The sequence below is a fragment of the Hymenobacter segetis genome, assembly GCF_054776495.1.
Map to the genome: position 1 here is coordinate 317,766 of NZ_BAAHBV010000001.1, position 21,829 is coordinate 339,594.

The 21,829-nt window shown below is 59.9% G+C and carries 20 protein-coding genes; 12 read left to right on the plus strand and 8 right to left on the minus strand.

Annotation, left to right across the window (positions count from 1 at the left end; genetic code table 11):
- Positions 1-135 precede the first annotated feature (135 nt).
- Positions 136-1,584 carry a diadenylate cyclase gene (locus tag ACYU70_RS01390; RefSeq protein WP_342295757.1) on the minus strand — a complete coding sequence of 483 codons (1,449 nt, stop codon included), beginning with the start codon at positions 1,582-1,584 and terminating at the stop codon, positions 136-138.
- 205 nt (positions 1,585-1,789) lie between these two features.
- On the opposite strand from ACYU70_RS01390, the gene ACYU70_RS01395 reads away from it, so the two are divergent.
- Positions 1,790-2,050, plus strand: a complete 261-nt coding sequence (locus ACYU70_RS01395) for a hypothetical protein (RefSeq protein ID WP_342295759.1) — start codon at positions 1,790-1,792, stop codon at positions 2,048-2,050.
- A 34-nt stretch (positions 2,051-2,084) separates the two neighbouring features.
- Here the strand turns inward: ACYU70_RS01395 and ACYU70_RS01400 are convergent, their stop codons facing one another.
- The 3 genes from ACYU70_RS01400 to ACYU70_RS01410 form a co-directional block, all read right to left on the minus strand.
- Positions 2,085-3,323, minus strand: a complete 1,239-nt coding sequence (locus ACYU70_RS01400; protein WP_342295840.1) for a BaiN/RdsA family NAD(P)/FAD-dependent oxidoreductase — start codon at positions 3,321-3,323, stop codon at positions 2,085-2,087.
- Positions 3,324-3,325: 2 nt separating this feature from the next.
- Positions 3,326-5,113: a chloride channel protein gene (locus ACYU70_RS01405; RefSeq protein WP_342295761.1), complete on the minus strand. Its 1,788-nt coding sequence runs from the start codon at positions 5,111-5,113 to the stop codon at positions 3,326-3,328.
- Positions 5,114-5,301: 188 nt separating this feature from the next.
- Positions 5,302-5,844 (minus strand): TetR/AcrR family transcriptional regulator, encoded by a 543-nt coding sequence (locus tag ACYU70_RS01410; protein WP_342295763.1) that lies wholly within the window; start codon positions 5,842-5,844, stop codon positions 5,302-5,304.
- A gap of 714 nt (positions 5,845-6,558) precedes the next feature.
- On the opposite strand from ACYU70_RS01410, the gene ACYU70_RS01415 reads away from it, so the two are divergent.
- The 10 genes from ACYU70_RS01415 (at position 6,559) to ACYU70_RS01460 (ending at position 15,962) form a co-directional block, all read left to right on the plus strand.
- Positions 6,559-7,137: a TetR/AcrR family transcriptional regulator gene (locus ACYU70_RS01415; protein ID WP_342295764.1), complete on the plus strand. Its 579-nt coding sequence runs from the start codon at positions 6,559-6,561 to the stop codon at positions 7,135-7,137.
- A gap of 2 nt (positions 7,138-7,139) precedes the next feature.
- Positions 7,140-8,219, plus strand: a complete 1,080-nt coding sequence (paaE, locus tag ACYU70_RS01420) for a 1,2-phenylacetyl-CoA epoxidase subunit PaaE (RefSeq protein ID WP_342295766.1) — start codon at positions 7,140-7,142, stop codon at positions 8,217-8,219.
- A gap of 60 nt (positions 8,220-8,279) precedes the next feature.
- The gene (gene paaA, locus ACYU70_RS01425) at positions 8,280-9,230 is read left to right on the plus strand and encodes a 1,2-phenylacetyl-CoA epoxidase subunit PaaA (RefSeq protein ID WP_342295767.1); all 951 of its coding nucleotides are present in this window, start codon (positions 8,280-8,282) and stop codon (positions 9,228-9,230) included.
- Between the two features lie 147 nt (positions 9,231-9,377).
- Positions 9,378-9,665 (plus strand): 1,2-phenylacetyl-CoA epoxidase subunit PaaB, encoded by a 288-nt coding sequence (gene paaB, locus ACYU70_RS01430; protein ID WP_342295768.1) that lies wholly within the window; start codon positions 9,378-9,380, stop codon positions 9,663-9,665.
- Positions 9,666-9,676: 11 nt separating this feature from the next.
- Positions 9,677-10,480 carry a 1,2-phenylacetyl-CoA epoxidase subunit PaaC gene (gene paaC / locus ACYU70_RS01435; RefSeq protein WP_342295770.1) on the plus strand — a complete coding sequence of 268 codons (804 nt, stop codon included), beginning with the start codon at positions 9,677-9,679 and terminating at the stop codon, positions 10,478-10,480.
- Positions 10,474-10,983, plus strand: a complete 510-nt coding sequence (gene paaD, locus ACYU70_RS01440) for a 1,2-phenylacetyl-CoA epoxidase subunit PaaD (protein ID WP_342295772.1) — start codon at positions 10,474-10,476, stop codon at positions 10,981-10,983. Before paaC ends, paaD begins: the two co-directional genes overlap by 7 nt.
- 150 nt (positions 10,984-11,133) lie before the next feature.
- Positions 11,134-11,919: an enoyl-CoA hydratase-related protein gene (locus ACYU70_RS01445; RefSeq protein WP_342295774.1), complete on the plus strand. Its 786-nt coding sequence runs from the start codon at positions 11,134-11,136 to the stop codon at positions 11,917-11,919.
- On the plus strand, positions 11,916-13,073 hold the full coding sequence (locus tag ACYU70_RS01450) for a 3-hydroxyacyl-CoA dehydrogenase NAD-binding domain-containing protein (RefSeq protein WP_342295775.1): 1,158 nt from the start codon (positions 11,916-11,918) through the stop codon (positions 13,071-13,073). Before ACYU70_RS01445 ends, ACYU70_RS01450 begins: the two co-directional genes overlap by 4 nt.
- A gap of 65 nt (positions 13,074-13,138) precedes the next feature.
- The gene (gene paaZ, locus ACYU70_RS01455; protein ID WP_342295777.1) at positions 13,139-15,202 is read left to right on the plus strand and encodes a phenylacetic acid degradation bifunctional protein PaaZ; all 2,064 of its coding nucleotides are present in this window, start codon (positions 13,139-13,141) and stop codon (positions 15,200-15,202) included.
- Position 15,203: 1 nt separating this feature from the next.
- Positions 15,204-15,962, plus strand: coding sequence for an enoyl-CoA hydratase/isomerase family protein (locus ACYU70_RS01460; protein WP_342295779.1), 759 nt, complete (start codon positions 15,204-15,206; stop codon positions 15,960-15,962).
- A 160-nt stretch (positions 15,963-16,122) separates the two neighbouring features.
- On the opposite strand, the gene ACYU70_RS01465 is transcribed toward ACYU70_RS01460, so the two are convergent.
- Genes ACYU70_RS01465 through ACYU70_RS01475 form a run of 3 tightly spaced genes read right to left on the minus strand, consistent with a single transcriptional unit; the run spans position 16,123 to position 20,124 of the window.
- On the minus strand, positions 16,123-16,575 hold the full coding sequence (locus ACYU70_RS01465; protein ID WP_342295781.1) for a nucleoside deaminase: 453 nt from the start codon (positions 16,573-16,575) through the stop codon (positions 16,123-16,125).
- Between the two features lie 10 nt (positions 16,576-16,585).
- Entirely contained in the window at positions 16,586-19,606 is a 3,021-nt protein-coding gene (locus tag ACYU70_RS01470; RefSeq protein ID WP_342295783.1) for a PD-(D/E)XK nuclease family protein, read from the minus strand.
- Positions 19,607-19,665: 59 nt separating this feature from the next.
- Positions 19,666-20,124 (minus strand): BLUF domain-containing protein, encoded by a 459-nt coding sequence (locus ACYU70_RS01475; RefSeq protein ID WP_342295785.1) that lies wholly within the window; start codon positions 20,122-20,124, stop codon positions 19,666-19,668.
- Positions 20,125-20,302: 178 nt separating this feature from the next.
- Here ACYU70_RS01475 and ACYU70_RS01480 point away from each other — a divergent pair, with 178 nt between their 5' ends.
- Positions 20,303-21,253 carry a DUF3078 domain-containing protein gene (locus ACYU70_RS01480; protein ID WP_342295786.1) on the plus strand — a complete coding sequence of 317 codons (951 nt, stop codon included), beginning with the start codon at positions 20,303-20,305 and terminating at the stop codon, positions 21,251-21,253.
- Positions 21,254-21,358: 105 nt separating this feature from the next.
- Here ACYU70_RS01480 and ACYU70_RS01485 read toward each other — a convergent pair whose 3' ends face one another.
- Entirely contained in the window at positions 21,359-21,826 is a 468-nt protein-coding gene (locus tag ACYU70_RS01485; protein ID WP_342295788.1) for a hypothetical protein, read from the minus strand.
- Between the last annotated feature and the right edge of the window lie 3 nt (positions 21,827-21,829).

Sequence of the window (21,829 nt, forward strand, 5' to 3'; positions counted from 1 at the left end):
CAACCCTGAGATGTGATAAAGTTTTTTTAAACACAAAAAGCCCCGGTACTGCGAAGTATCGGGGTTTTGTGGTAAAAGAAAGGGTCTGGTTTTGACAGGACGGATTGCTTCGGCTCCGCCTCGCAATGACAGACGCTAGCTCGGCAGCAAGTCAATCCAGCCATCCTCGCTCACTACTACGGCCAACACGGGGTACTTGCTGCTATTCACGTAGCGCAGGGCACCGTTGTAGCGGGAGCCACGGGAGGAGTCGCCTTTTTCGGTGGCCAGACCGTCAAGGATGACGCCGATGGCGTGGCACATGGCGTTGGGTTCGATGAGCACGGCCCCGTCGATGTTGGTGACTAGGCGCAGCACGGAGGGCGTCATGATGCGCGGGACTACGCGGAAGCTTTGGCGGGTGAGTCGCTTGGCCTCGTTGGCGGCCCCGGTGGTGATGACCAGGATGGTGCCGTTGGGCTGGGTGGTAGCCTGTTGGGCGAGGTCCCAGAGGTAGCCGATGCTGTCGCGGTCCAGCGCCGGAAACACGATGCGGACGATGCGGGCGAAGTTATCGGCCGCGACCTGGCCCTGGGGCAGGCGGGGCGTGTTGCTCACCACGCGCATGAGAACGTGGCCGGCGTGGCTCACCTCCCAGCTGTAGTGGTTGGTGAAATGGACCGTGACCAGCGGCTCAAACTGCGAGTCGGACTCGGGCACGAGCTGGCCCAGGCCGAAGACGTGCGAGGCGTCCGAAATCAGGGCGGTGTGGCCTTCACTCAGCTCCAGCAGCTTGCGGATGGAGCGGTGGTCGCGCATGGGAACGGGCGTTTCCAGGGTGAGCACGGGCACCACGGCCGGGTGCTGGCGGCGGCTCACCAGCATCGTGCCGATGCCTTCGTCACCCTCGTGGCGCAGGGCGGCTACGCCGTTGCAGGCGTCGTAGAGGCCGTGGGTGCCGGCGGGGGCCACGCGCAGCATCAGCCGGCGGCCGGCCGAGCGGAGGACTTCGTTGTAGTCGCGGTCGAGGACGGGCTGGTCGTTGTCGGCGGTGTCGGCTTCGCGCAGGGCGCGGGTGCAGTCGTGCATGAACTCCAGCACGGCCGCGTGGGGCAGGTTGGCGGGGCGGCCCGAGCCGGGCTTGGGCAGGGCGTAATAATTATCGTAGCACTCGGCCGAGAGCTGGAGCACCACCGTCACGAGGTAGCCCTGCAAACTCACCGGGGTGGAGCAGAACGAGCGGCGGCTTTCGTGGCGGCTGGCGGTGAGGCCTTGCAGGGTGGTTTCGGTGGCCTGGCACATGAGCTCGTACCAGTGCTGCTTCTCGAACCGGTCGTGGTCGTTGGGGTGCAGGTGGTACACGGAGCCCTGAGGTCCTTTGTCGGCTTCGAGGGCGGTGGCCTTGACTTTTACGTCCCGGAAATCGGCGGGCGAATAGCGCACGGAAGTAGGTTCCAGCACCACGGCATCGGGCTCGTCGCCTTCCTTCGCGGAAGCAAATCCTAATAAGAAAACCTCGGGCCGCAGGCTGCGGTCGAGGAGATTAAAAACCCCCTCAGCAAAGAGTTGGGCAGAAACGCGAAACAGGCTTTGGTGTTCCCACATGGGCAAATACAGAACGGTCGGGACCCGTCGCGGACCCGGCTTCGCCCCGAACTACGCAAAAAAAAGATGGATAGTGGTGCGCCGAAACAAATTTCCTGCCTAAGTGCTTCCAGCATTTCTCTTAAAGGCTGCACAAGTCGTATCTTCGGTACCACGCCGCCGGCCGTAGCCGCCTCTCCCTCACCTCCCCATCCCTCGCAAGCTTATGCTCTTCGTCGACATGCTTTTTGTGATGGCGGTGGCCATTTCTTTTATCCCGATTCTGACCGGGTACTGCGCTCACAGTCGGGGCCGGTCGTTCTGGCTGTGGTTTGCGCTGGGCTGGTTGCTGCCGCTGGTGTCGTTCTTCCTGCTCTTCGCCCTCATTGCCCGCGACGAGCTGAGCCCCGGCCGCCGCCTGCTCGGCGAAGCCCGCGAAATCCTGCGCGAAGCGGAGGAAAAAGCTAGGACGAAAACGAAGCTATAAGAAGAAATTCGCGCGAATCGGTAAGCCTTAACGGTTAACGGTTTCCCAAACGCCAGTCTTCGCTGATGGCCCGCGCCACCCACGCTCCGGTGCTGAAGCAGCCTTGCAACAGGTAGCCACCAGTCGGCGCTTCCCAGTCCAGCATCTCGCCGGCCACGAAGGTCCCCGGCCGTTGCCGCAACATCAGCTTATCATCCACCGCGGAGAAAGCAATGCCGCCCGCCGTGGAAATAGCTTCATCCAGTGGCCGCAGGCCCGTGACGGGTAATGGCAAGGCCGTGAGTAGCGCCGCCAAGGCTTCCGGTTCTAAGGTTGCTGCCTCGGGCGCTACCTCTCGCAGCAGCGTGGGAATGGGTGGCCCCAAGTGGAGGGCTTTTTTCAGAAACTCGGGGAAAGAGGCTTTGCCGCGCGGCTGCCGAAGTTTCTGCAGGAGCGTGGCAGGGGGCAAGTCGGGTTTAAGGTTTAGGTGCAGCACGGCTGGGCCGCCTGCTACCAGCGCCGCCCGCACCTGCGGGGTGAGGGCGTATACCGGTGTTCCTTCCACGCCGTAGTCCGTGAGCATGAGCTCACCGCGCACAGCAGGCCCTTCGTTCACGCGCAGGGCAATGTTTTTGAGCGGTGTCCGGCCCACTTTCTCCTGGAAGAAGGCTGACCATGCGACTTCCGCGCCGCAGTTGGCCGGGGCAAAGGGCACTACCGGCACCCCGATTTCCTGGAGCAGCGGCACCCACGCGCCATCGGAGCCGGTTTTGGCCCAGCTCGCGCCGCCCAGCGCCAGCACCGTGGCGGTGGGCTCGATGATGAACGTGCGGCCCATGCCAGTGCCGGCGTTTTCGTCACGCAGGTGCAGGCCCATGTTACCCGCAAAGCCCAGCCAGCGGTGGCGGGTGTTGATTTCTACTCCCAACTCGCGCAGCCGCCCCAGCCAGGCGCGTAGTAAATCGGCCGGCTTGTGCTCCGCTACCGGGAAGATGCGGCCGCTTGTTCCCACAAAGGTTTCGATGCCCAAATCGGCCGCCCAGGCCCGCAGGTCAGCAGCCGAGAAGTGTTCCAGTAAAGCCCCGAAGCGGGCGCGTTCCGCGCCGTAGCGGCCGGCAAAGAGCGTAGCATCCTCCGCGTTGCTCAAATTGAAGCCGCCGTGCCCGGCCACCAGAAACTTGCGCCCCACAGTGGCCTGAGCTTCAAAAAGCTGCACTTGCCAGCCGCGCTCAGCCAGCCGCTGGGCCGCCATTAGGCCCGCTGGTCCACCTCCCACAATGGCTACACTTTTCATACTCACGCCTCGCTCTCCTGAATAAGCTGCTTGCGATAACGCGCCAGAATGGCCGATTTCAGGATGAAGCCCAGGTAGCGACCATCCTCCTCACACACTGGCAGCGCCCAGGCATTGTGACGGTCCAGCAAGCTTAAGGTGTGCTCCAGATTATCATTGGGACCTACCACGGCCGGGGCTGGCTTCATCAGCTCACGCACGCTCGTGGTGCCGTAGTGAGCATCATCAAAAAGCGCATCGCGCACTGAATCGAGGCTGACCACGCCCAGCAGCCGCCCCCCCGCCGCTACCACTGGAAACAGATTGCGCGAGGAGTGACGGAAAATTTCCACCAATTCGCCCAGCGTGGTTTTGGGCCGCACGGGAATGAAATCGGTTTCGAGCAGCTTGCGCGGGTCCAATTGGGCCAGCAGGCCGCGGTCGCGGTTGGCATACACGTCCACGCCTTTCAGCGTAAGCTTGCGGGTGTACACCGAGTAGGGTTCAAAGTACTTGGTAATCAGATAAGAGCTGCTCGTAACCACCATCAACGGCACAAAAAGTGCGTAGCCGCCCGTAATCTCAGCAATGAGGAAAATGGCCGTAAGCGGAGCGTGAATCACGCCCGCCAGTGTGCCCGCCATGCCCAGCACCACAAAATGCACCTCCGGAATGTGCACCAGCCCGCTCAGATTGATAAGCCGGGCGAAGAAAAATCCCGCCATCGCCCCCGCAAACAGCGACGAGCCGAACATGCCGCCATTGCCGCCGCCGCCCACCGTAATGCTTGTGGCCACCACCTTCAGCATCATGCTGAACAGTACCAGCACCAGCAGCAGCCAGGGATTATTATCTTGATAAACAGAGAATATACTGCCGTCCGTGATGTGGTCGGCGTGGCCGCGCAGCAGCAACTCCACCGTGTTGTAGCCCTCACCATACAGCGTCGGAAACAGGAAGATGAGCCCACCCAGCGCCGCGCCCGCGATGAGCACCTTGCGCCAGTCCAGCCCCGGCCAGCGCTCAAAAAAGTGGTCGAACCAATGGTAGGTCCGAATCATGTAAACCGAGAAGAAGGCCGTAAAAAGCCCCAGCAGCACGTAAAATGGCACCGCATCAACCGGCCAGCTGGTGGTGATGAGCACGAACGGCTGGCCCGCGTAAAGCGCTTTCGATATCACCGTGGCAGTGGCCGAAGAAATCAGCAGCGGGATGAAATACTGCGCCGGCAGCTCCAGCAGAATGGTTTCGACGGCAAATAGCACCCCCGCGATGGGCGAGTTGAAGATGGCCGCCACGCCCGCCGCCGCCCCGCAACCCGTGAGCAGGCGCCGCCGCCGCCGGTCCAGGTGCAGCACCCGCCCGGCATTGGAGCCAATGGCCGCGCCGGTCACCGAAATCGGGGCCTCAGTACCAGCCGAGCCGCCAAACGTGACCGTGAAAAAAGCCGTGATGAGCTGCGAATACAGTTTCGAGCGCGGCACCACGCTGCCCTCGCGGGCTGTGTTATAGATAATCGGGGCAATGCCACGCCCCAGCTGCCCGCCCAGAAACCACTTGGTAAACAGCACCGTGAGCGTAATGCCGATAACCGGGTACACCGAAAGCGCAAACACCCGGTTGGGCTCCGAAATGCCCATGCGCAGCATTTCCTGCCCCCAATGCACCGAATTCTTGAGCAATACCGCCGCCAAGCCCGCCGCTGCCCCCACCAACACGCTCAGAATGAGCATATACATCCGTTCGCTGATGTGGCGTGCCCGCCAAACCAACAGCGGGCGCAACAAGCGGTGGACGGCGTGATGGGGCATGGGCAAAAAAAGTGGACGGCACTTTTACCAACGCAAAATTGGGGCCCGTAGATGTAAACAACCTGAAGCCGTCACGCGCCGGCCCCGGTAAGTACCCGTTCAATGAGAAGTAGCCGATGCCAGATGCTCTGTCAATCAATTAATTGATGGATGGAGGACACAAGGCGCGTTTTTTTAGCAGCCACCCATTATCCGGGTAGCGGCAGTCCTTGCACATAGGTTTTCTTGAGGTGCTCGCCCACGCGCAGCAGGCTTTCGTCGTGTTCATATAGCAGGTTGCGCCACAGGCTTTGGATAAGTAATAGCAGTCGCAACGTCATCATCTCCGGGTCATCGGTGCCGAGCTGCTCAAACGCCTGCTTGAGCAGACTATCAATAGGGCTCATGAAGCGCTGAAAGTATTTCTGCACCAGTGGCTTGCTGAATTCCTTGTCCTGCACTTTCCAGAAGTCAGGCTCGTCGTGCACCAGCTTGTAGGGCAGGTCGATGGTTTTCTCAATCAGCGCCCGCGGGTCTTTCTCCGCCAGAATTCCGCGGTTGGCTTCCACAATGCGCTGAAAGCCCTGCTTAATCAGGTATTCAAAAAGCTTCTCTTTGCTCAGGAAATACTTGAATAACAAGGCTTCGGAAACCCCAGCCGTCTTCGCAATGAGCAGGGTGGAGGTATTGTCGTACCCGCGCTCACCGAAGAGCTGCAGGGCCGTTTGTTCGATTTTAGAATGACTGGTCATTGGCCAGACCGGATGAAGAAGTTGAAAGCCCGAACCAAAACTGCTTCGAACCAGGGAAAATACGTGTTTTAGGTAAAGTAACACCGGTTAGGCGGCTTGAAACGCCCACGGCTCGGATTACCCCCAAAAGGTACAGCCGGCTAAATCGAAATAGTTCGACTTAGCCGGCTGTAATAGGCTGATAAACTCGTTGTTGGAACCTTCTAGCGCGAAGGCAACGTCATTTTCAGCAAATGTTGCCAGACGGGGTGGGAGTTCATCTGGTTAAACAGAACGTGGGAATTTGGCTGCCTGGCAAACGGGTGAGATGTTGTTCGACAGCGAGACAAAGGTAGAGAAGATTTTTTATTGTAAAATGAGTGTTAGCTCACTATCTGTAAGTGTTTACTCACTAGGTTGATAATTAGATTGATAAAATGGGTGGAAATGAGCGGATAGCCGGATTGAGGCGGTAAGCATTGACCAGAATTCTGAAATGTGGATACGATTTCGACACAGCTGTGGTCCGCAACGCATTCAGAAGCGGGCAGAATGGGTTCTAATCAACAACGAACATTTGTTAGTTTGATAGGCTGCTGTACCTTTGAGTTACCCAATTCCCACCTTCTCCTTGATACGTCTCATGCTTCTCAATTCTGATATTGAGCACTTCATGCTGCATCGCAGCGGAGCTGTCATGTTCGTGGGCATCAGTGGCACCTGCCGGCTCAACGCATGAATAAGAAACTGAACAAACGCCAGATTATTCTGGATGAAGCAGCTAAGCTGTTCAAGCTGAAAGGTTTCGGCGGTACGTCGATGCGCGACCTAGCGGGCGAGGTGGGCATGGAAGCCGCCAGCATGTACAACCATATCAAGTCGAAGGATGAGATTCTGGAGCACCTCTGCTTTCACGTTTCCAATACCTACATCGCGCAACTGGCTGAGGTGGAGCAGATGCCTGGCTCGAACGGCGATAAGCTGAAGGAGCTGCTGCGCTGGCACATCAACCTGATGCTGGAAGACGGCGCGGCCGTATCGGTGGCCAATAATGACTGGAAATACCTGACGGATAGCAAGCTGGAGCAGTTCAAGGCCGCCCGTAAGCAGTATGAGAAGGGTTTTGCGGCGCTGATTGAAAACGGCATCGCGGCCGGCGAGTTTCGGCCTGTGAATGCCTCGGTGGCGCTGTTCACCATTCTGTCGGCGGTGCGGTGGGTGGAGCTGTGGTACCGGCCGGGCCGGGGCGTCACGGCGCAGGAGCTGGAGGAGGATATCATGGCCATTCTGCTGAATGGTTTGGCAAAAAACTAGTAATGAGTCGTTTCCATAAAGTCAAAATCAAGCGCATTCAACGGGAAACCCCCGACAGCGTCGTGGTATCGCTGGACGTGCCGGCGGAGCTGCGCGAGACGTTTGCGTTCACGCAGGGCCAGTACCTGACGTTTCGGCGCGAGCACAACGGTGAGGAACTGCGGCGGTCGTATTCCATTTGTAGCAGCCCGCTGGAAGGCGAGTGGCAGGTAGCTATTAAGAAGGTGCCGGAAGGGCGGTTTTCGTCGCTGGCCGTGGATGCTTTGCGCGTGGGCGAGGAGTTGGACGTGATGCCGCCCGCTGGGCACTTCCACACGCCGCTGCACCCGGAGCATGCGAAGCATTACCTGTTTTTCGCGGCCGGCAGCGGTATTACGCCGGTATTCAGCATCATCAAAACCGTGCTGCTGACCGAGCCGGGCAGCCAGGTTACGCTAATATATGGCAACCGGGGGCGCAATTCCATCATCTTCAAGGAAGGCATCGAAGGCCTGAAAAACCGCTTTCTCAACCGGCTGAGTGTGTACCATGTGCTGAGCCGCGAGCGGGGAGAATCGGACCTGCTGTTCGGGCGCATCGACCGGGCGAAGGCCGCCGAGTTTCTGGCGAAGATTGTGCCGGCCAGTCAGGTCGATGAGTGCTTCATCTGCGGGCCGGAGGACATGATAAATGGTGTGCGTGCCGCGCTAACCGATGCCGGGGTGTCGCCGGAGAAGATTCATTTTGAGATGTTTGGCTCGGCCAATGCCGGGGTGGGCGGCGCGGCCAAAGCCAAGCTGACGCCCGTGGGCGAGGACGACAAACACAGCCGCGTGACGGTCCAGCTCGACGGCAACACCCGCGTGCTGGAGATGTCATATTACGGCAATACCATCCTGGATGCGCTGCTGGAAACGGGCGTGGATGCGCCGTATTCCTGCAAAAACGGCATGTGCAGCACCTGCCGGGCCCGCGTGACGGCCGGGCAGGTAGAAATGGACGTAAACTACTCGCTGTCGGATACCGAAGTGGCGAAAGGCTATGTGCTGACTTGCCAAGCCCGCCCCATAACCGAAACGGTGGCCGTGGATTTTGACCAATAGCAGCCGATAATATTTCTTACTTTTAACTAACGATTGTTAGTTAAGCTTTGTTGAAAGCGCATGGAAACGTTAGAAATGACCCAGGAAGAGCAGTTTCAGGCCCGCATTGATGCCGATGTGCGTATCGAGCCCAAGGACTGGATGCCCGATGCCTACCGCAAAACGCTGATTCGGCAGATTTCGCAACATGCTCATTCGGAGCTGGTTGGAATGCTGCCGGAGGGCAACTGGATTACGCGGGCTCCTTCGCTCAAGCGCAAGTCCATTCTGCTTTCCAAGGTGCAGGATGAGGCGGGCCACGGCCTCTACCTCTACAGCGCCGCCGAAACGCTGGGCACTACCCGCGACCAGATGCTGGCCGACCTACATTCGGGTAAGGCCAAGTATTCCAGCATCTTCAACTACCCAACGCTGAGCTGGGCCGACATGGGCTGCGTGGGCTGGCTGGTGGATGGCGCGGCCATCCTGAACCAGGTGCCGCTGTGCCGCACCTCGTATGGCCCGTATGCCCGCGCCATGGTGCGCGTGTGCAAGGAAGAGAGCTTCCACCAGCGCCAGGGATTTGAGATAATGCAGACGCTGTGTGAAGGAGCGCCCGAGCAAAAAGCCATGGCTCAGGAAGCCCTGAACCGCTGGTGGTGGCCCACGCTGATGATGTTCGGCCCCAAAGACGAGGACTCGCCCAACACGGCGCAGAGCATGAACTGGCGCATTAAGCGCTTCACCAACGATGAACTGCGCCAGAAATTCGTGGACATGATGGTGCCCCAGGCCGAATTCCTTGGCCTGACCGTGCCGGATGAAAAGGTGAAATGGAACGAAGCCCGCCAGGCCTACGACTTCGGCGAGGTGAACTGGGACGAGTTCTGGGCCGTGGTGAAGGGCAATGGCTTGTGCAACCGTGACCGTCTCGGCGCGCGCGTGAAGGCGCATGAGGAAGGTGCCTGGGTACGGGAGGCGGCGATGGCGCATGCGGCCAAGCGCGCTGAGCGTGAGGCGGTAGCGGCGTAGTATTTCAAGCAACAATTATTTAGACCGTCATGCAGAGCACAGCGAAGCATCTTTACCGCGCAGTGCAATCCAATCGGAAGGATTAGTGACTGCGGGCAAGATGCTTCGCTGCGCACTGCATGACGTTCTGATACAAATACAGGTAACATGAACCAATCCGAATGGCCTCTGTGGGAGGTTTTTATCCGCAGCAAGCAGGGGCTTGACCACAAGCACGTAGGTAGCCTGCACGCGGCCGACGCCCAAATGGCTATCCAAAATGCCCGCGACGTGTATACGCGCCGGCAGGAAGGCATCAGCATCTGGGTGGTGGAGTCGAAGCACGTCCACGCTTCCAACCCCGATGATGCGGAGGCTTTTTTCGACCCGGCCAACGACAAAGTGTACCGTCATCCGACCTTTTATCAGGTGCCGAATTCAATTAAACACATGTAATGCAGGGTGATATGCAATTTGCTTCTTCGGAAAACCCGGCCCTGGCCACGTACACGCCAGCGGTGCGGCAGCAGTTGTTTCAGTTTGTGCTGCAGTTGGCCGATACCAGTCTGGTTCTGGGCCACCGGCTGAGCGAGTGGTGCGGGCATGGGCCTATTCTGGAGCAGGATTTGGCCATGGCCAACATCGCGCTGGACTTGCTGGGTGAAACCCGCAGCCTTTACCAGTACGCTGCCGAACTGGAAGGGCAGGGGCGCACCGAAGACGACCTGGCCTACCTGCGCAGCGCCACTGAATACCGCAACCCGCTGCTGGTAGAGCAGCCCAACGGCGACTTTGCCGATACTGTGGTGCGGCAGTTTCTGTTCGATAATTTCCACTATCATTTTCTGAAGCAACTGCTGACCAATGCCGACGAGCGGCTGGCGGCCATTGCCGAAAAGTCTTTGAAGGAAGCCACTTACCATTTGAAGTGGAGCTCGGAATGGATAATCCGGCTGGGCGACGGCACGGAGGAAAGCCGCCGCCGCGTGGAGAAATCCATTGCGGAGCTGTGGCGTTTTTCGGGCGAACTGACTACGCCAACGACACTGGAAAATTCGCTGCAAACGGCGGGTCTTATTCCGGATTATGCTGATATTCAGGCCAACATGGTAGCCCATGCCGAGCGTGTGCTGACCGAAGCTACGCTGGCTCTGCCGCAGCAGGTGTTCATGCTGACGGGCGGCAAGGACGGCCGTCACACCGAGCACCTGGGCTACATCCTGACCGAGCTGCAATACATGCAGCGCACCTTTCCCGGCCTGACATGGTAGTGCCCGCGCCCCCCACCGAAGCCCACATCTGGCAGCTGCTGGAAGAAGTGACCGACCCCGAAGTCCCGGTGCTCAGCATCCTGGACCTGGGCATCGTGAGGGCCGTGCGCGTGGAGGGCGAGCAGATTACCGTGACCATTACGCCCACCTACTCGGGCTGCCCGGCCATGAATACCATCGCCACCGACATCCGGCTGCGGCTGCTGGCGGAGGGCTATACCAAGCTGACAATCAACAATCAACTAAGCCCGGCCTGGACTACTGATTGGATGACGAAAGCCGGCCGCGAGAAGCTGGAAGCCTACGGCATTGCTCCACCAATTGATGGCACGGCCAGCGGCCATGTTCTCAACCTGTTCGGGAAAGAAACGGCGGTGCGCTGCCCGCTGTGCAAGTCGGAGCACACGCATCTGGTCAGCCAGTTTGGCTCCACGGCGTGCAAGGCGCTGTACCAGTGCGATGACTGCCGCGAGCCGTTCGACTACTTCAAATGCCACAGCTGATTTGATATTCGAAAATGTAGAGACGCGACCCTTCGCGTCTCGGCGTTGAACGACTGGAACCGTGCAGAACTGCGCAGCCCTAACAACATCAGCAACGAGGAGACGCGAAGGGTCGCGTCTCTACATCGTTCAATTTCCACCCTCCTCCTTATGCCCGAAAACGACCCCCTGATTTTTTCGCTGGAAAACGGCGTTGCCACCATCCGCCTCAACCGGCCCGAGGTGTTTAATAGCGTGAATAAGCCACTGGCGTTGGCGTTTCAGCAGCATTTGCGCGACTGCCAGGCTGATGCTTCCGTGCGGGCCGTGCTCATCACGGGCACCGGACGGGCTTTTTGCGCGGGGCAGGATTTGGCCGAAATCACCGGGCCGGATAGCCCGGAAGTGGCGGAAATCGTGGAGAAGCATTATAACCCGATTATCCTGTTGATTCGGGAGTTGGACAAGCCGGTGGTGGCGGCCGTGAACGGCGTGGCGGCCGGCGCGGGTGCCAACATTGCCCTAGCTTGCGACATTGTAGTAGCCAAAGAATCAGCTTCGTTCATTCAGGCGTTCAGCAAGATTGGGTTGATTCCAGACAGCGGCGGGACGTATTTCCTGCCGCGCCTCATTGGCATGCAGCGGGCTAGTGCGCTGATGATGACCGGCGACAAAGTGAGCGCCGCCGAAGCCGTGCAGATGGGTATGATTTACAAAGCCTTCGCCGACGAAACCTTCGACCAGGACGTGGCGGCACTGGTGCGCAAACTGGCCGCCATGCCCACCAAGGGCTTGGCTTATACCAAGCAGCTATTGAACAGCACGTTTGCCAACGATGTGGCCCAGCAGCTGCGCGCCGAGGGTGACTACCAGCTCCGCGCCGGCAACACCACCGACTACCGCGAAGGCGTCGCCGCCTTCCTCGGAAAACGCCAACCCACGTTCACTGGCCAATGAAAACTGTCGGCATTATCGGTTGCGGGGCCATGGGCGCGGGCATTGCCCAGGTAGTGGCCACGGCTGGGCATACCGTGCGTTTGCTCGACCAGCACTCTGGCGCGCTTGAGCGGGCCGTTTCCGGCATTCAGGATAATCTGAATAAGCTGGCCGCGAAAGGCAAGCTGACCAGCGAGGCGGCGGAAGCGGCCGGCGGTCGCCTTCACGCCACCTCCGACATGCAGGATTTCGCAGATTGCGACCTCGTTATCGAAGCCATTGTGGAGGATTTGGGAGTAAAGCAGCAGCTTTTCCGCAAGCTCGAAGGCGTGGTTTCGACTGATTGTGTGCTGGCCAGCAATACGTCGTCGCTGTCGCTGACTTCGATTGCGGCGGCCTGCCAGCGGCCGGAGCGGTTTGTGGGCATCCATTTTTTCAACCCGGCCCCGATTATGCAACTGGTGGAGGTGATTCCGGCCGTGCAGACGCGGGCGGGTTTGGCCGAAGAAATCAAAGGACTGGTAGCTAGCTGGAACAAGCTGCCGGTGCTGACGCAGGACACGCCGGGCTTCATCGTGAACCGGGTGGCGCGGCCGTTTTATGGCGAGGCCATCCGCATCATGGAGGAAGGCATTGCCGACATGGCGACCATCGACTGGGCCATGACCGAGCTGGGTGGCTTCCGCATGGGCCCGTTTGCGCTGATGGATTTCATCGGCCACGACGTGAACTACCGCGTGACGGAATCCGTGTTTACCGCCTTTTTCTACGACCCGCGCTTCAAGCCTTCATTCTCGCAAAAGCGGCTTTTTGAGGCAGGGTATTATGGTCGGAAATCGGGCCGCGGCTTCTACAGTTACGCTGCTGATGCCGCGCAACCTGAGCCCACCCGCGACAAAACTTTGGGCCGCCAGATAGTGAGCCGCATTGTGGCCATGCTCATCAACGAAGCCGTGGACGCGCTGGCCCTGAACGTGGCCTCGGCCGCCGACCTGGAGTTGGCCATGACCAAGGGCGTAAACTACCCAAAAGGCCTGCTGGCCTGGGCCGACGAGCTGGGCCCTGCCACCGTGCTGGCCACCCTCGACGACCTCTACGCCGAGTACCACGAAGACCGGTACCGCGCCAGCCCGCTGCTACGCCGCAAGGTGCGCGAAGGGCAGTTATTTCTGTAGAACATGCTTTAGCTTGTTCATCTTAAACTCTTTACCGGCGCAAGCTAAAGCACGCGCTACCTGCTATGACTCCCACCCTCGAAAACTACACCCTCGGCCGCTGGACCACCGGCGGCAATTCGCCCCAGGAGCTGCTCGATGCCAGCACCGGCGAAGTCATCGCCCTGGCCAATACGGAAGGCTTCGACTTCGAGAAAATTCTGGACTACGGCCGTCGCGTGGGCAACCCCAAGCTGCGTAAAATGACTTTCCACGAGCGGGGCCGGATGCTGAAGGCACTGGCTTTTCACTTGCAGGAAAAGAAGGAGATTTTTTACGAGCTGAGCTACCGCTCGGGCGCAACGCGGGCCGATTCTTGGATTGACATTGAGGGTGGTATCGGCAATCTGTTTGCTAATGCCTCGCTGCGGCGCAAGTTTCCCGACAAGCCTTTCTATGTAGAAGGCGAGCCAGTTGGTCTGAGCAAGGGCGGCACTTTCATGGCCCAACATCTGCTGGTGCCCCGCGAGGGCGTAGCCGTGCACATCAACGCCTATAACTTCCCCATCTGGGGCATGCTGGAGAAAATTGCGGTGAACCTGCTGGCCGGCATGCCCGCCGTGGTGAAGCCCGCCGTGCCTTCGGCCTACCTCACGGAGGCTGTGGTGCGCGAAATCATCGCCTCCGGCATTCTTCCCGAGGGTGCATTGCAGTTAGTGGTGGGTTCGGGCCAGGGCCTGCTCGACCACGTTACGTATCAGGATGTGGTGACATTCACTGGCTCGGCCGCAACGGGTCGCAAGCTGCGGGCCCATCCGCGCATCATCGAGGAAGCCGTGCCATTCACGATGGAGGCCGACTCGCTGAACGCCGCCGTGCTGGGACCCGATGCGAAACCCGGCACGCCGGAATTTGACTTGTTCGTGAAGGAAATCCGCAAGGAGATGACGGCCAAGTGCGGGCAGAAATGCACCGCCATCCGCCGCGCCATCGTGCCCGAAAACCTGCTGGAGGATGTGCAAATTGCCTTGGGCAAGCTGTTGGGGCAGACGACAGTAGGCCACCCGCAGGCCGAGGGCGTGCGGATGGGCGCACTGGCCGGCCGGGCCCAGGCCGACATATTCCGCGAGCGGGTGCGGCACCTGGCCCAAAACACGCCCATCGTGTACGGCAACCTCGATAACGTGGAATTGCTGGGCAAGGAACGCGGCGCTGATTATACCAAAGGCGCGTTCACCTCACCCATCGTGCTGCTGAATAAGGAGCCATTCAAGTACCTCGACAGCCACGAAATCGAAGCCTTCGGCCCGGTTGTCACGCTGATGCCCTACCACGACGTGGCCGAGGCCGTGACGCTGGCCAACATGGGCAAAGGCTCGCTGGTGTGCTCGCTGGCGACGAATGACCCGCGCACGGCGCAGGAGTTCGTGCTGGGCGCTGCTACACACCACGGCCGCATCTTGGTGCTGAATAACGAGATGGCGAAGGAAAGCACCGGCCACGGCTCGCCGCTGCCGCAGCTCATCCACGGCGGACCGGGCCGGGCCGGCGGCGGGCAGGAAATGGGCGGCATCCGAGGCGTGGAACACTTCATGCAGCGCGTGGCTTTGCAAGGTTCGCCGAGCATGATTACGGCCATCACGGAGGTGTACCAGACCGGCGCGAAGCAGGTGGAATACGACAAGCATCCGTTCCAGAAATACTTCGAGGAACTGGAAATCGGGGAAACCTACACCACCCATAAACACACCGTGACGGAGGCCGATATCAGCGCCTTCGCCGGAATTTCGGGTGATAATTTCTACGCCCACGTCGATGCTACTTCACTGGAAGGCACGCTCTTCACCGGCCGCGTGGCCCACGGCTACTACGTGCTGTCGAAAGCCGCCGGCATGTTCGTGGACCCGCGCAAAGGCCCCGTGCTGCTGAACTACGGCCTCGATGAGTGCCGCTTCACCAAGCCGGTGTACCCCGGCACCACCATCGGAGTGAAGCTGACGGTGAAGGAGAAAGTCGGCCAGGAAAAGCGCGACGAAAATGACATCGCCAAAGGCATCGTGCGCTGGCTGGTAACAGTGACCGACGAAACCAGCGAAACGGTGGCCGTAGCGACGATTTTGACGATGGTAAAAAAGAAGAATCAGGAATAATATGAGCACCCTCACCGCCGGCCACGTTGCGGCCGAAACCGATGCCGCTGGCATCACCACCATCACCTTTTTTCACCCTTCGCACAATTCCCTGCCCAGCCGCGTGCTGAACGATTTGGCTCAGGCAATTAATCGCGCCGGGCAGGATGAGGCTACGAAAGTCATTGTTTTGAAAAGCGAGGGTGACCGCACCTTCTGCGCCGGGGCCAGCTTCGATGAGCTGCTGACGATTGAAACCAAAGAGCAGGGGCTGGAATTTTTCTCCGGCTTTGCGCGGGTTATTAATGCCTGCCGCACCGCGCCAAAAATCATTATCGGCCGGGTGCAGGGCAAGGCCGTGGGCGGCGGCGTGGGCGTGGCTGCCGCTACGGACTACTGCTTCGCCACCCAGCACGCGGCCGTGAAGCTGAGCGAGCTGGCCGTGGGCATCGGTCCATTTGTGGTGGGGCCGGCCGTGGAGCGCAAGATTGGCACGTCAGCGTTTCAGCAGCTGGCGCTGGATGCGGGCGAATTCCGCTCCGCCGCTTGGGCTAAGGAGAAAGGTTTATACGCCGAAGTGGTGGAGGATGTGGCCGCCTTAGATGCTGCGGTAGCTGCTTTTGCGGCTAAAATGGCGGCTTATGCGCCGGATGCTACCCAGGCGATGAAGCAGGTTTTCTGGCAGGGCACCGAGCATTGGGACACGCTGCTGACTGAGCGCGCCGGCATCAGCGGGACGCTGGTGTTGTCGGATTTCACGCGGCGGGTGCTGCGGAAGTAGCGCCGTTGAACGGAAACCGAACGAAAGAAGAACGGTCATGCTGAGCGTAGCCGAAGCATCTCTACCGCAATACTAATTCAATCTAAAAGAAATAGTTACACGGTAGAGATGCTTCGGCTGCGCTCAGCATGACCATTCTCTGTTTGGCTTTGAAGGAGCCTTACAGCTCCATAATATCCTCGTTCCAGAGCGTGGGCTCGGCTTCGATGAACTCGTTCATCATATCCACGCACTCCTGCAAATCGCAGTCGACCACTTCTACGCCGTGGCTTTCGAGAAAGGCCCGCGACTCGCCGAAGGTGCGCGACTCGCCCACCATCACCTTGGGGATTTTGAACTGCACGATGGTGCCGGCACACATGTAGCAAGGCATCAGGGTGGTGTAGATGACGGTGTCGCGGTAGCTGCGCTGGCGGCCGGCGTTGGTCAGGCAGTCCATCTCGCCATGTTTGATGGCGCTGTCTTCCTGCACGCGCTTGTTGTGGCCCTGGCCGATGATTTTGCCATCGCGCACGAGCACGGAGCCGATGGGAATGCCGCCCTGCGAGCGGCCCAGGCGGGCTTCGTCGATGGCAGCTTGCATGAATTCGTCTTTGGTTTTCTGGTCTTGCATGGGTGGGAGGTTAGCGTGCGCAGATGCCTTTGTAAGGGCAGTATTCGCACTTGGTGAAGTCGTCGGTTTTGCGGATGGGCTCGGCGGGGTCGAGGATGCGCAGGGCAATTTTACGCACTAAGTCCTCGGAAACGGCTACGAAGTCTTCGCCGCCTTCGGTGAGGAAGCTGAGGTCGGCGGAGAGCAGGCCTTCGTCGATGTTGCGGAGCGAGAGGATGGCGGTTTCGGCGGTTTCGCGCTGCACCGTGTGGGCCAGCATGAGGCGGTAGAGCCAGAGCTGGCGCACTTTGTCGGCGCTGCTGCTGGGCTCGTGCAGGAGGCGGTCGATGGCTTCGGCGGGGCTGAGCTTGTCGCGGTAGCCGCGCAGCTGGAGGTCGCTCTTTTTCACGAGGCCGGACTTGTAATCTACCACGCGCAGGCGGCCGTCGGGCAACTCGTCCACGCGGTCGGCGAAGCCGAAGAGGCGCACGGCTAGCGGCTCCGACTGGCCCGGTACATCCACGAAAACGGTGGCGGCCAGCTCCTTTTCCAGCCCGAACAGGCGGATGGGAAGTAGGCCGGGCTGTTCGGTCATGCTTTCCAGCAGGCGCACCACCAGGCGGGTTGCTACCTGGCCGTAGACGTGGTTCAACCCTTCGTCGGCGCGGGCATGCTTTTCGGTGGCTTCCTGGCGCAGGGCTTTTTGAACTTCGGCTGGCGCTTGCTTGATGAGCTCGGGAATGTCATCGGCCGTAATCTGGCGGGCATCCTGATGGAAGGGCAGCATCAGGTTTTCCAGCGCCTCGTGTATCATGGTGCCAAAGCTGCTGGCTTCCAGTGTCTCCTCCACGGCGTCGTTTTCGTGGAAGCGGGCCACTTTGGAGAAGTAGAAACGTAGCGAGCAGGCCATGAAATCGTTGAGGCGCGAGGGGGAGATGTTGCGCTCCAGCACGCCGCGCAGGGCGGCCAGCATTTCGGGGTCTTTCTCCAGAACCAGGTCGCCTTCGTAGGGATTAACACCGACTTCGACCTCCGGCCCGGCTACCGAAACGGTCAAATCTTCCAGCGTAAGCTGCGGGTTTTGGGGCAATAAATCGTTCTGTAATTGCAGCAGGAAGCGGCTGCGCTCGCCGCTTTTCATGCCCTCGGCCCCGGGCAGGACGTGCACCAAATCCACGCGCTGCGCCCGTTGCAGCAGGCGCCAGAAGTTGTAGGCCGTGATGGCCTCCGCATCGGCGTAAGTTGGGAGGTTGGCCGCCGTGAGGACGTCGTATGGGAACAGCGACTGCTGGCGCTTGGGCGCGGGCAGCACGCCCTCGTTGCAGCTGAGAATGATGAGGTGGTCGAAATCCAGGGCGCGGGTTTCGAGCAGGCCCATTACCTGCACGTCGGCCAGGGGCTCGCCGGAGAAGGGGAGGCGGGTGCGGCCCATCTGCTCATACAGGAAGCGGCGGAACGAGCGCACCGACAGGCGCTGCTCGCGGCAGTCGAAAGCCGAATCGAGCTGCTTGACGAGGGTGTAGAACAGGTACAGGTACTCGGCCCCGAGGCTGGCTTCGCGGTCGGTGTCGGCCACTTCGGCAGCGTAGACCTGGCGCAGCAGGTCGATGACGGTGTAGCAGGCGGCGATGATGTCGTCGCAGTTGTCCCAGGTTTTGAACAGGGCCTCGATGAGCGGGTGGTGCGCCCCGAGCTTCAGCAGCTCCTCGGCGGGCAGGAGCACGGCGTTGAGGCGCACGATTTCGCGGCAAATCTGGTCCAGAATGCCGTGGTACTGGGGCTGGTCGGCCTGCTGGTCCTGCCAGTGTTGGTAGCGGCGCAGGAAGGGGTGGCTCAGCAGCTTGGTCACGGCCAGATGGTGGTAGCGCGGCACGCCGTAACCGGTTTCCTGGCTGCCTTCGCGGATGCCGGTGAGGTGGACTTCAAACAGCAAATCGACCAGGTTGAACAGCGGCGTGGCTTGGAAGCTCAGGCCCATGGTCACGTTGTAGTCGGGCACCTCGTCGGGCGGCAGGCCGTGGAGCACGGGCAGGAGCAGGGTTTCGTCGGGCAGCACCACGGCCACGGTGGCGTCGGGGTAGCGTTGGCGGGCTTCGGCCAGGAGCTGGCCGGCCAGCTTGCCCTGCATGCTGGGGTTGGCCACGCCGAGGTAGCGGATGTGGTGGGGCATACCGCGCAGCCATTCCACACCCCCGCCGAAATTATCCAGCGGCAGTTTCCACTGCTCGAAGTAGCGGCGCAGGTGCTGGCCGGCCCGGTTGGGCGAGCGGGCTTCCAAATAAAACGGGTCGGCATCGAAGCGGATTTCGGCCCGGCCGGCATTCATCAGCAGGCGTATCAGCTTCTCTTCCGACTTCGACAAATTGCCCAAACCCACAAAAACGTGCATGGCCGGCGCAGGTTTGGCCGGGTCTTTCAGGGACTTTTCGAGCTTCTGCACGGCCAGGCGGTAGGCCAGGCCGGGGTAGGCGAGGTGGTTGGCCTTCATGCGGCGCAGCAGCTCGTGGTACACCCGCTCCAGCTGGTTCCAGAAGCTGAAGGAGTGCGCGGCGGCCTGGCTTTTGGGCGGCAGCTCGGCCAGGTCCCAGCGCTCCAGGGCCTTGGCTTCGCTCAGGTATTCGAAGACCTTGTGGGTGTCGGCCAGGTTCTGGTCGAGGTTGGAGAAGTCGCTGAGCAGCATGCTGGCCCAGCCCACGAATTTGTCGAAATCAAGCCCGGTGTCGATGCCTTTCAGGATGTCATACAGCAGCAATTGCAGGGCAATGGGCTCCTCCACCTGCACGCCGGCCAGCTCCACCATGTAGTCTTCCATGGCGGCCACGCGGGGTGCCCATAGCGGCTCGCCGCCGGGCAGGGCCAGCGCCAATTCATTCTTCAAATATACCACGGCGCGGCGCGTGGGCACTATCACCACGATGTCGGACAGTTCATCGGTGGGGCCGGAGCCGTAGCGGTCCAGCAGCTCGCGGGCGGTGGCGGCCAGAAAGGAAATGGGGGCCGTGCCCGGTATGGCCGGGGCAGCAAGGGGGTAGGGGGCGGGCGGAACAGGCATCGGGGTAAAGATACCAGCCCCAGCCGGAGCGCGAATGCCGGCCCCGGCCCGCCGCCGGGCTAGAGGCGCGGGTGCTCCACCCAGGACTCCTCCTGGCACTGGGACACGAAATCGCGCAGCAGGGCCAGCAGCTCGGGGCGGGTGTGGGGGCGCGGTACCAGCAGGCCCGGCGAATCGGGGGCCACGTAGCCCAGCAGGGTGCGCAGGTGCTGCGGCTGGGCCACGCGGAACCCCATGCTCCACTCGGCAAAGGCGCGGTGCTGGCAGGGGCCTTCGCTGAGCACCCGGCAGCTGAAATGGCGTGGGTCGACGGCAATGTGTTGGTAATAGAGCCGCCGCACGGCCTCGGACGAGCCTTCCAGCACTTGCAGAAACCGGCCGTCGGGGGTGTAGAGCAGCAGGCCGGTGATGCCGTCGCGCAGGTTGTTGGTGCGGCATTGCGTGAGCAGGGCGACGAGCTCCGGCGTGTCGAAGGGCACCAGCGACTGGCTTTGATAAATGAGTTGGTACAGGCTCATGCGCTTCGACTGAAGGGTGAAAAAATGACTCTCCAATGTCATGGAACAACGGCAATCTGCTCTTAGGTCAGAAATATAGGTAAATAGAAGAGTTTATGTAATGATGAGCTTGCTAATGGAGTAATTATTAACCCGCCAAAACGCCGTTATTTACTTACTCAACCAACCTTCTCCTGCCATGAAACAGCTTGTCCTCCTGCCCCTGGCCGCCCTGGCGCTGGCCCTGGCCACCCCCGCCGCCGTGGCCCAGACCACGCCCGCCGTCATTCCGGCCCCCGCGCCGCCGGCCACGCCCGACCCGCTCTGGCATAAGTCCATCAAAACCGGCCTCGGCCTCAACGAAGCCGTCCTCAGCAGCAACTGGCGCGGCGGCGGGGCCAACACCGTCGGATTCAACGCCCTGTTCAACGCCAAGGCCAACCGCAAAAGCGGCATCCACAGCTTCGACAACGAGGCCGATATGCTCTTTGCCTTCTCCCAAACCACGGGCCTGGGTTACCGCAAGGGCCAGGACCGCCTCTACCTCGACACCAAATACGGCCGCGCCATCAATGAGCGCTGGGACATGTTTCTGTCGCTGAACCTGCTCTCGCAGTTCGCCCCCGGCTACAAGTACGACACCGATGCCGCCGGCAATGCCCGCGCCCAGCTCACCTCCGATTCCTTCGCGCCGGCCTTCATCACGGCGGCCTATGGCTTTGAATACCACCCCACCACCTACTTCCACGTGCGCCTTTCGCCCTTTGCCCCGCGCCTCACGGTGGTCAACCGCGTCGACCGTTTCGTGGCCGCCCTCGGCGACAGGCCCTACGGCGTGAACCCCGGCCACAGCACCCGCTTCGAAGTATTGGCCGCGCAGGTGCTGGCCGAATACGACCGCAACATCAGCCCCAACGTCAACTTCAAGGCCCGCTACGTGCTGTTCGCCAACTACGAGCACCTCAATTTTAAGGAAATCGACCACCGCCTCGACGTGGCCTTCACGGCCAAAGTGGGCAAATACGTGAACGTGGCCCTCAACGGCATCGCCCTCTACGACTACGACCAGGACCACAGCATTCAGTACTCGCAGGGCCTCACCATCGGGGTGGCCTACGCCTTCCAGAACTTCGTGGACGCGAAGAAGTAGCTATGGTGAAACTTTCGCTACTTAAGAAGCGCCGGGACCGGGAGGTTCCGGCGCTTTTTGGTGGGGGCCTAGTCTAGTGCGCATTGAAAAACCCCATCAGCATAATTACTTCCGAGGCTTCTGTTCAGGATGGTATTTGAAATAATCTGGACGAGCCATCGTATTCCAAACAAACTTATATCCCGTTTCCATAATTTCTATATTAAACGGTCTTTTAAAATAAAATAAATTGTCAGGGTTTAGTAAATAAAGCATAGATATTCCTGCCACAATAATTGTTGGTATTGAAATGACCGTAAGCGCGATTTTCTGAATCCTTTCAGTGCAGTTCAGATTTAATCGGGTGATTGCAAGAACTACTGTCACCCAGAATAAAAAGCATAATGCAAAGTCAATTAGAAATTCAATCAAGAAAAATTGCTCAGACATTGAAGTGTGGAATCCTCTGCAAGTATAAGGCAATGGAAATCCGTATAAAAATTCGTCAGTTCCATCAACTACCAACGCATACCACCATTTGTCAAAAGTTATAAATGAAATAAGCGAGAACAGAAATGCGAATTTCCATTTCATAAG

Excerpts from the sequence above, each read along its gene's own strand:
- ACYU70_RS01390 (WP_342295757.1), bottom strand. The coding sequence starts at position 1,584 with ATGTGGGAACACCAAAGCCTGTTTCGCGTTTCTGCCCAACTCTTTGCT.
- ACYU70_RS01395 (WP_342295759.1), top strand. The coding sequence starts at position 1,790 with ATGCTCTTCGTCGACATGCTTTTTGTGATGGCGGTGGCCATTTCTTTT.
- ACYU70_RS01400 (WP_342295840.1), bottom strand. The coding sequence starts at position 3,323 with ATGAAAAGTGTAGCCATTGTGGGAGGTGGACCAGCGGGCCTAATGGCG.
- ACYU70_RS01405 (WP_342295761.1), bottom strand. The coding sequence starts at position 5,113 with ATGCCCCATCACGCCGTCCACCGCTTGTTGCGCCCGCTGTTGGTTTGG.
- ACYU70_RS01410 (WP_342295763.1), bottom strand. The coding sequence starts at position 5,844 with ATGACCAGTCATTCTAAAATCGAACAAACGGCCCTGCAGCTCTTCGGT.
- ACYU70_RS01415 (WP_342295764.1), top strand. The coding sequence starts at position 6,559 with ATGAATAAGAAACTGAACAAACGCCAGATTATTCTGGATGAAGCAGCT.
- paaE (WP_342295766.1), top strand. The coding sequence starts at position 7,140 with ATGAGTCGTTTCCATAAAGTCAAAATCAAGCGCATTCAACGGGAAACC.
- paaA (WP_342295767.1), top strand. The coding sequence starts at position 8,280 with ATGGAAACGTTAGAAATGACCCAGGAAGAGCAGTTTCAGGCCCGCATT.
- paaB (WP_342295768.1), top strand. The coding sequence starts at position 9,378 with ATGAACCAATCCGAATGGCCTCTGTGGGAGGTTTTTATCCGCAGCAAG.
- paaC (WP_342295770.1), top strand. The coding sequence starts at position 9,677 with ATGCAATTTGCTTCTTCGGAAAACCCGGCCCTGGCCACGTACACGCCA.
- paaD (WP_342295772.1), top strand. The coding sequence starts at position 10,474 with ATGGTAGTGCCCGCGCCCCCCACCGAAGCCCACATCTGGCAGCTGCTG.
- ACYU70_RS01445 (WP_342295774.1), top strand. The coding sequence starts at position 11,134 with ATGCCCGAAAACGACCCCCTGATTTTTTCGCTGGAAAACGGCGTTGCC.
- ACYU70_RS01450 (WP_342295775.1), top strand. The coding sequence starts at position 11,916 with ATGAAAACTGTCGGCATTATCGGTTGCGGGGCCATGGGCGCGGGCATT.
- paaZ (WP_342295777.1), top strand. The coding sequence starts at position 13,139 with ATGACTCCCACCCTCGAAAACTACACCCTCGGCCGCTGGACCACCGGC.
- ACYU70_RS01460 (WP_342295779.1), top strand. The coding sequence starts at position 15,204 with ATGAGCACCCTCACCGCCGGCCACGTTGCGGCCGAAACCGATGCCGCT.
- ACYU70_RS01465 (WP_342295781.1), bottom strand. The coding sequence starts at position 16,575 with ATGCAAGACCAGAAAACCAAAGACGAATTCATGCAAGCTGCCATCGAC.
- ACYU70_RS01470 (WP_342295783.1), bottom strand. The coding sequence starts at position 19,606 with ATGCCTGTTCCGCCCGCCCCCTACCCCCTTGCTGCCCCGGCCATACCG.
- ACYU70_RS01475 (WP_342295785.1), bottom strand. The coding sequence starts at position 20,124 with ATGAGCCTGTACCAACTCATTTATCAAAGCCAGTCGCTGGTGCCCTTC.
- ACYU70_RS01480 (WP_342295786.1), top strand. The coding sequence starts at position 20,303 with ATGAAACAGCTTGTCCTCCTGCCCCTGGCCGCCCTGGCGCTGGCCCTG.
- ACYU70_RS01485 (WP_342295788.1), bottom strand. The coding sequence starts at position 21,826 with ATGAAATGGAAATTCGCATTTCTGTTCTCGCTTATTTCATTTATAACT.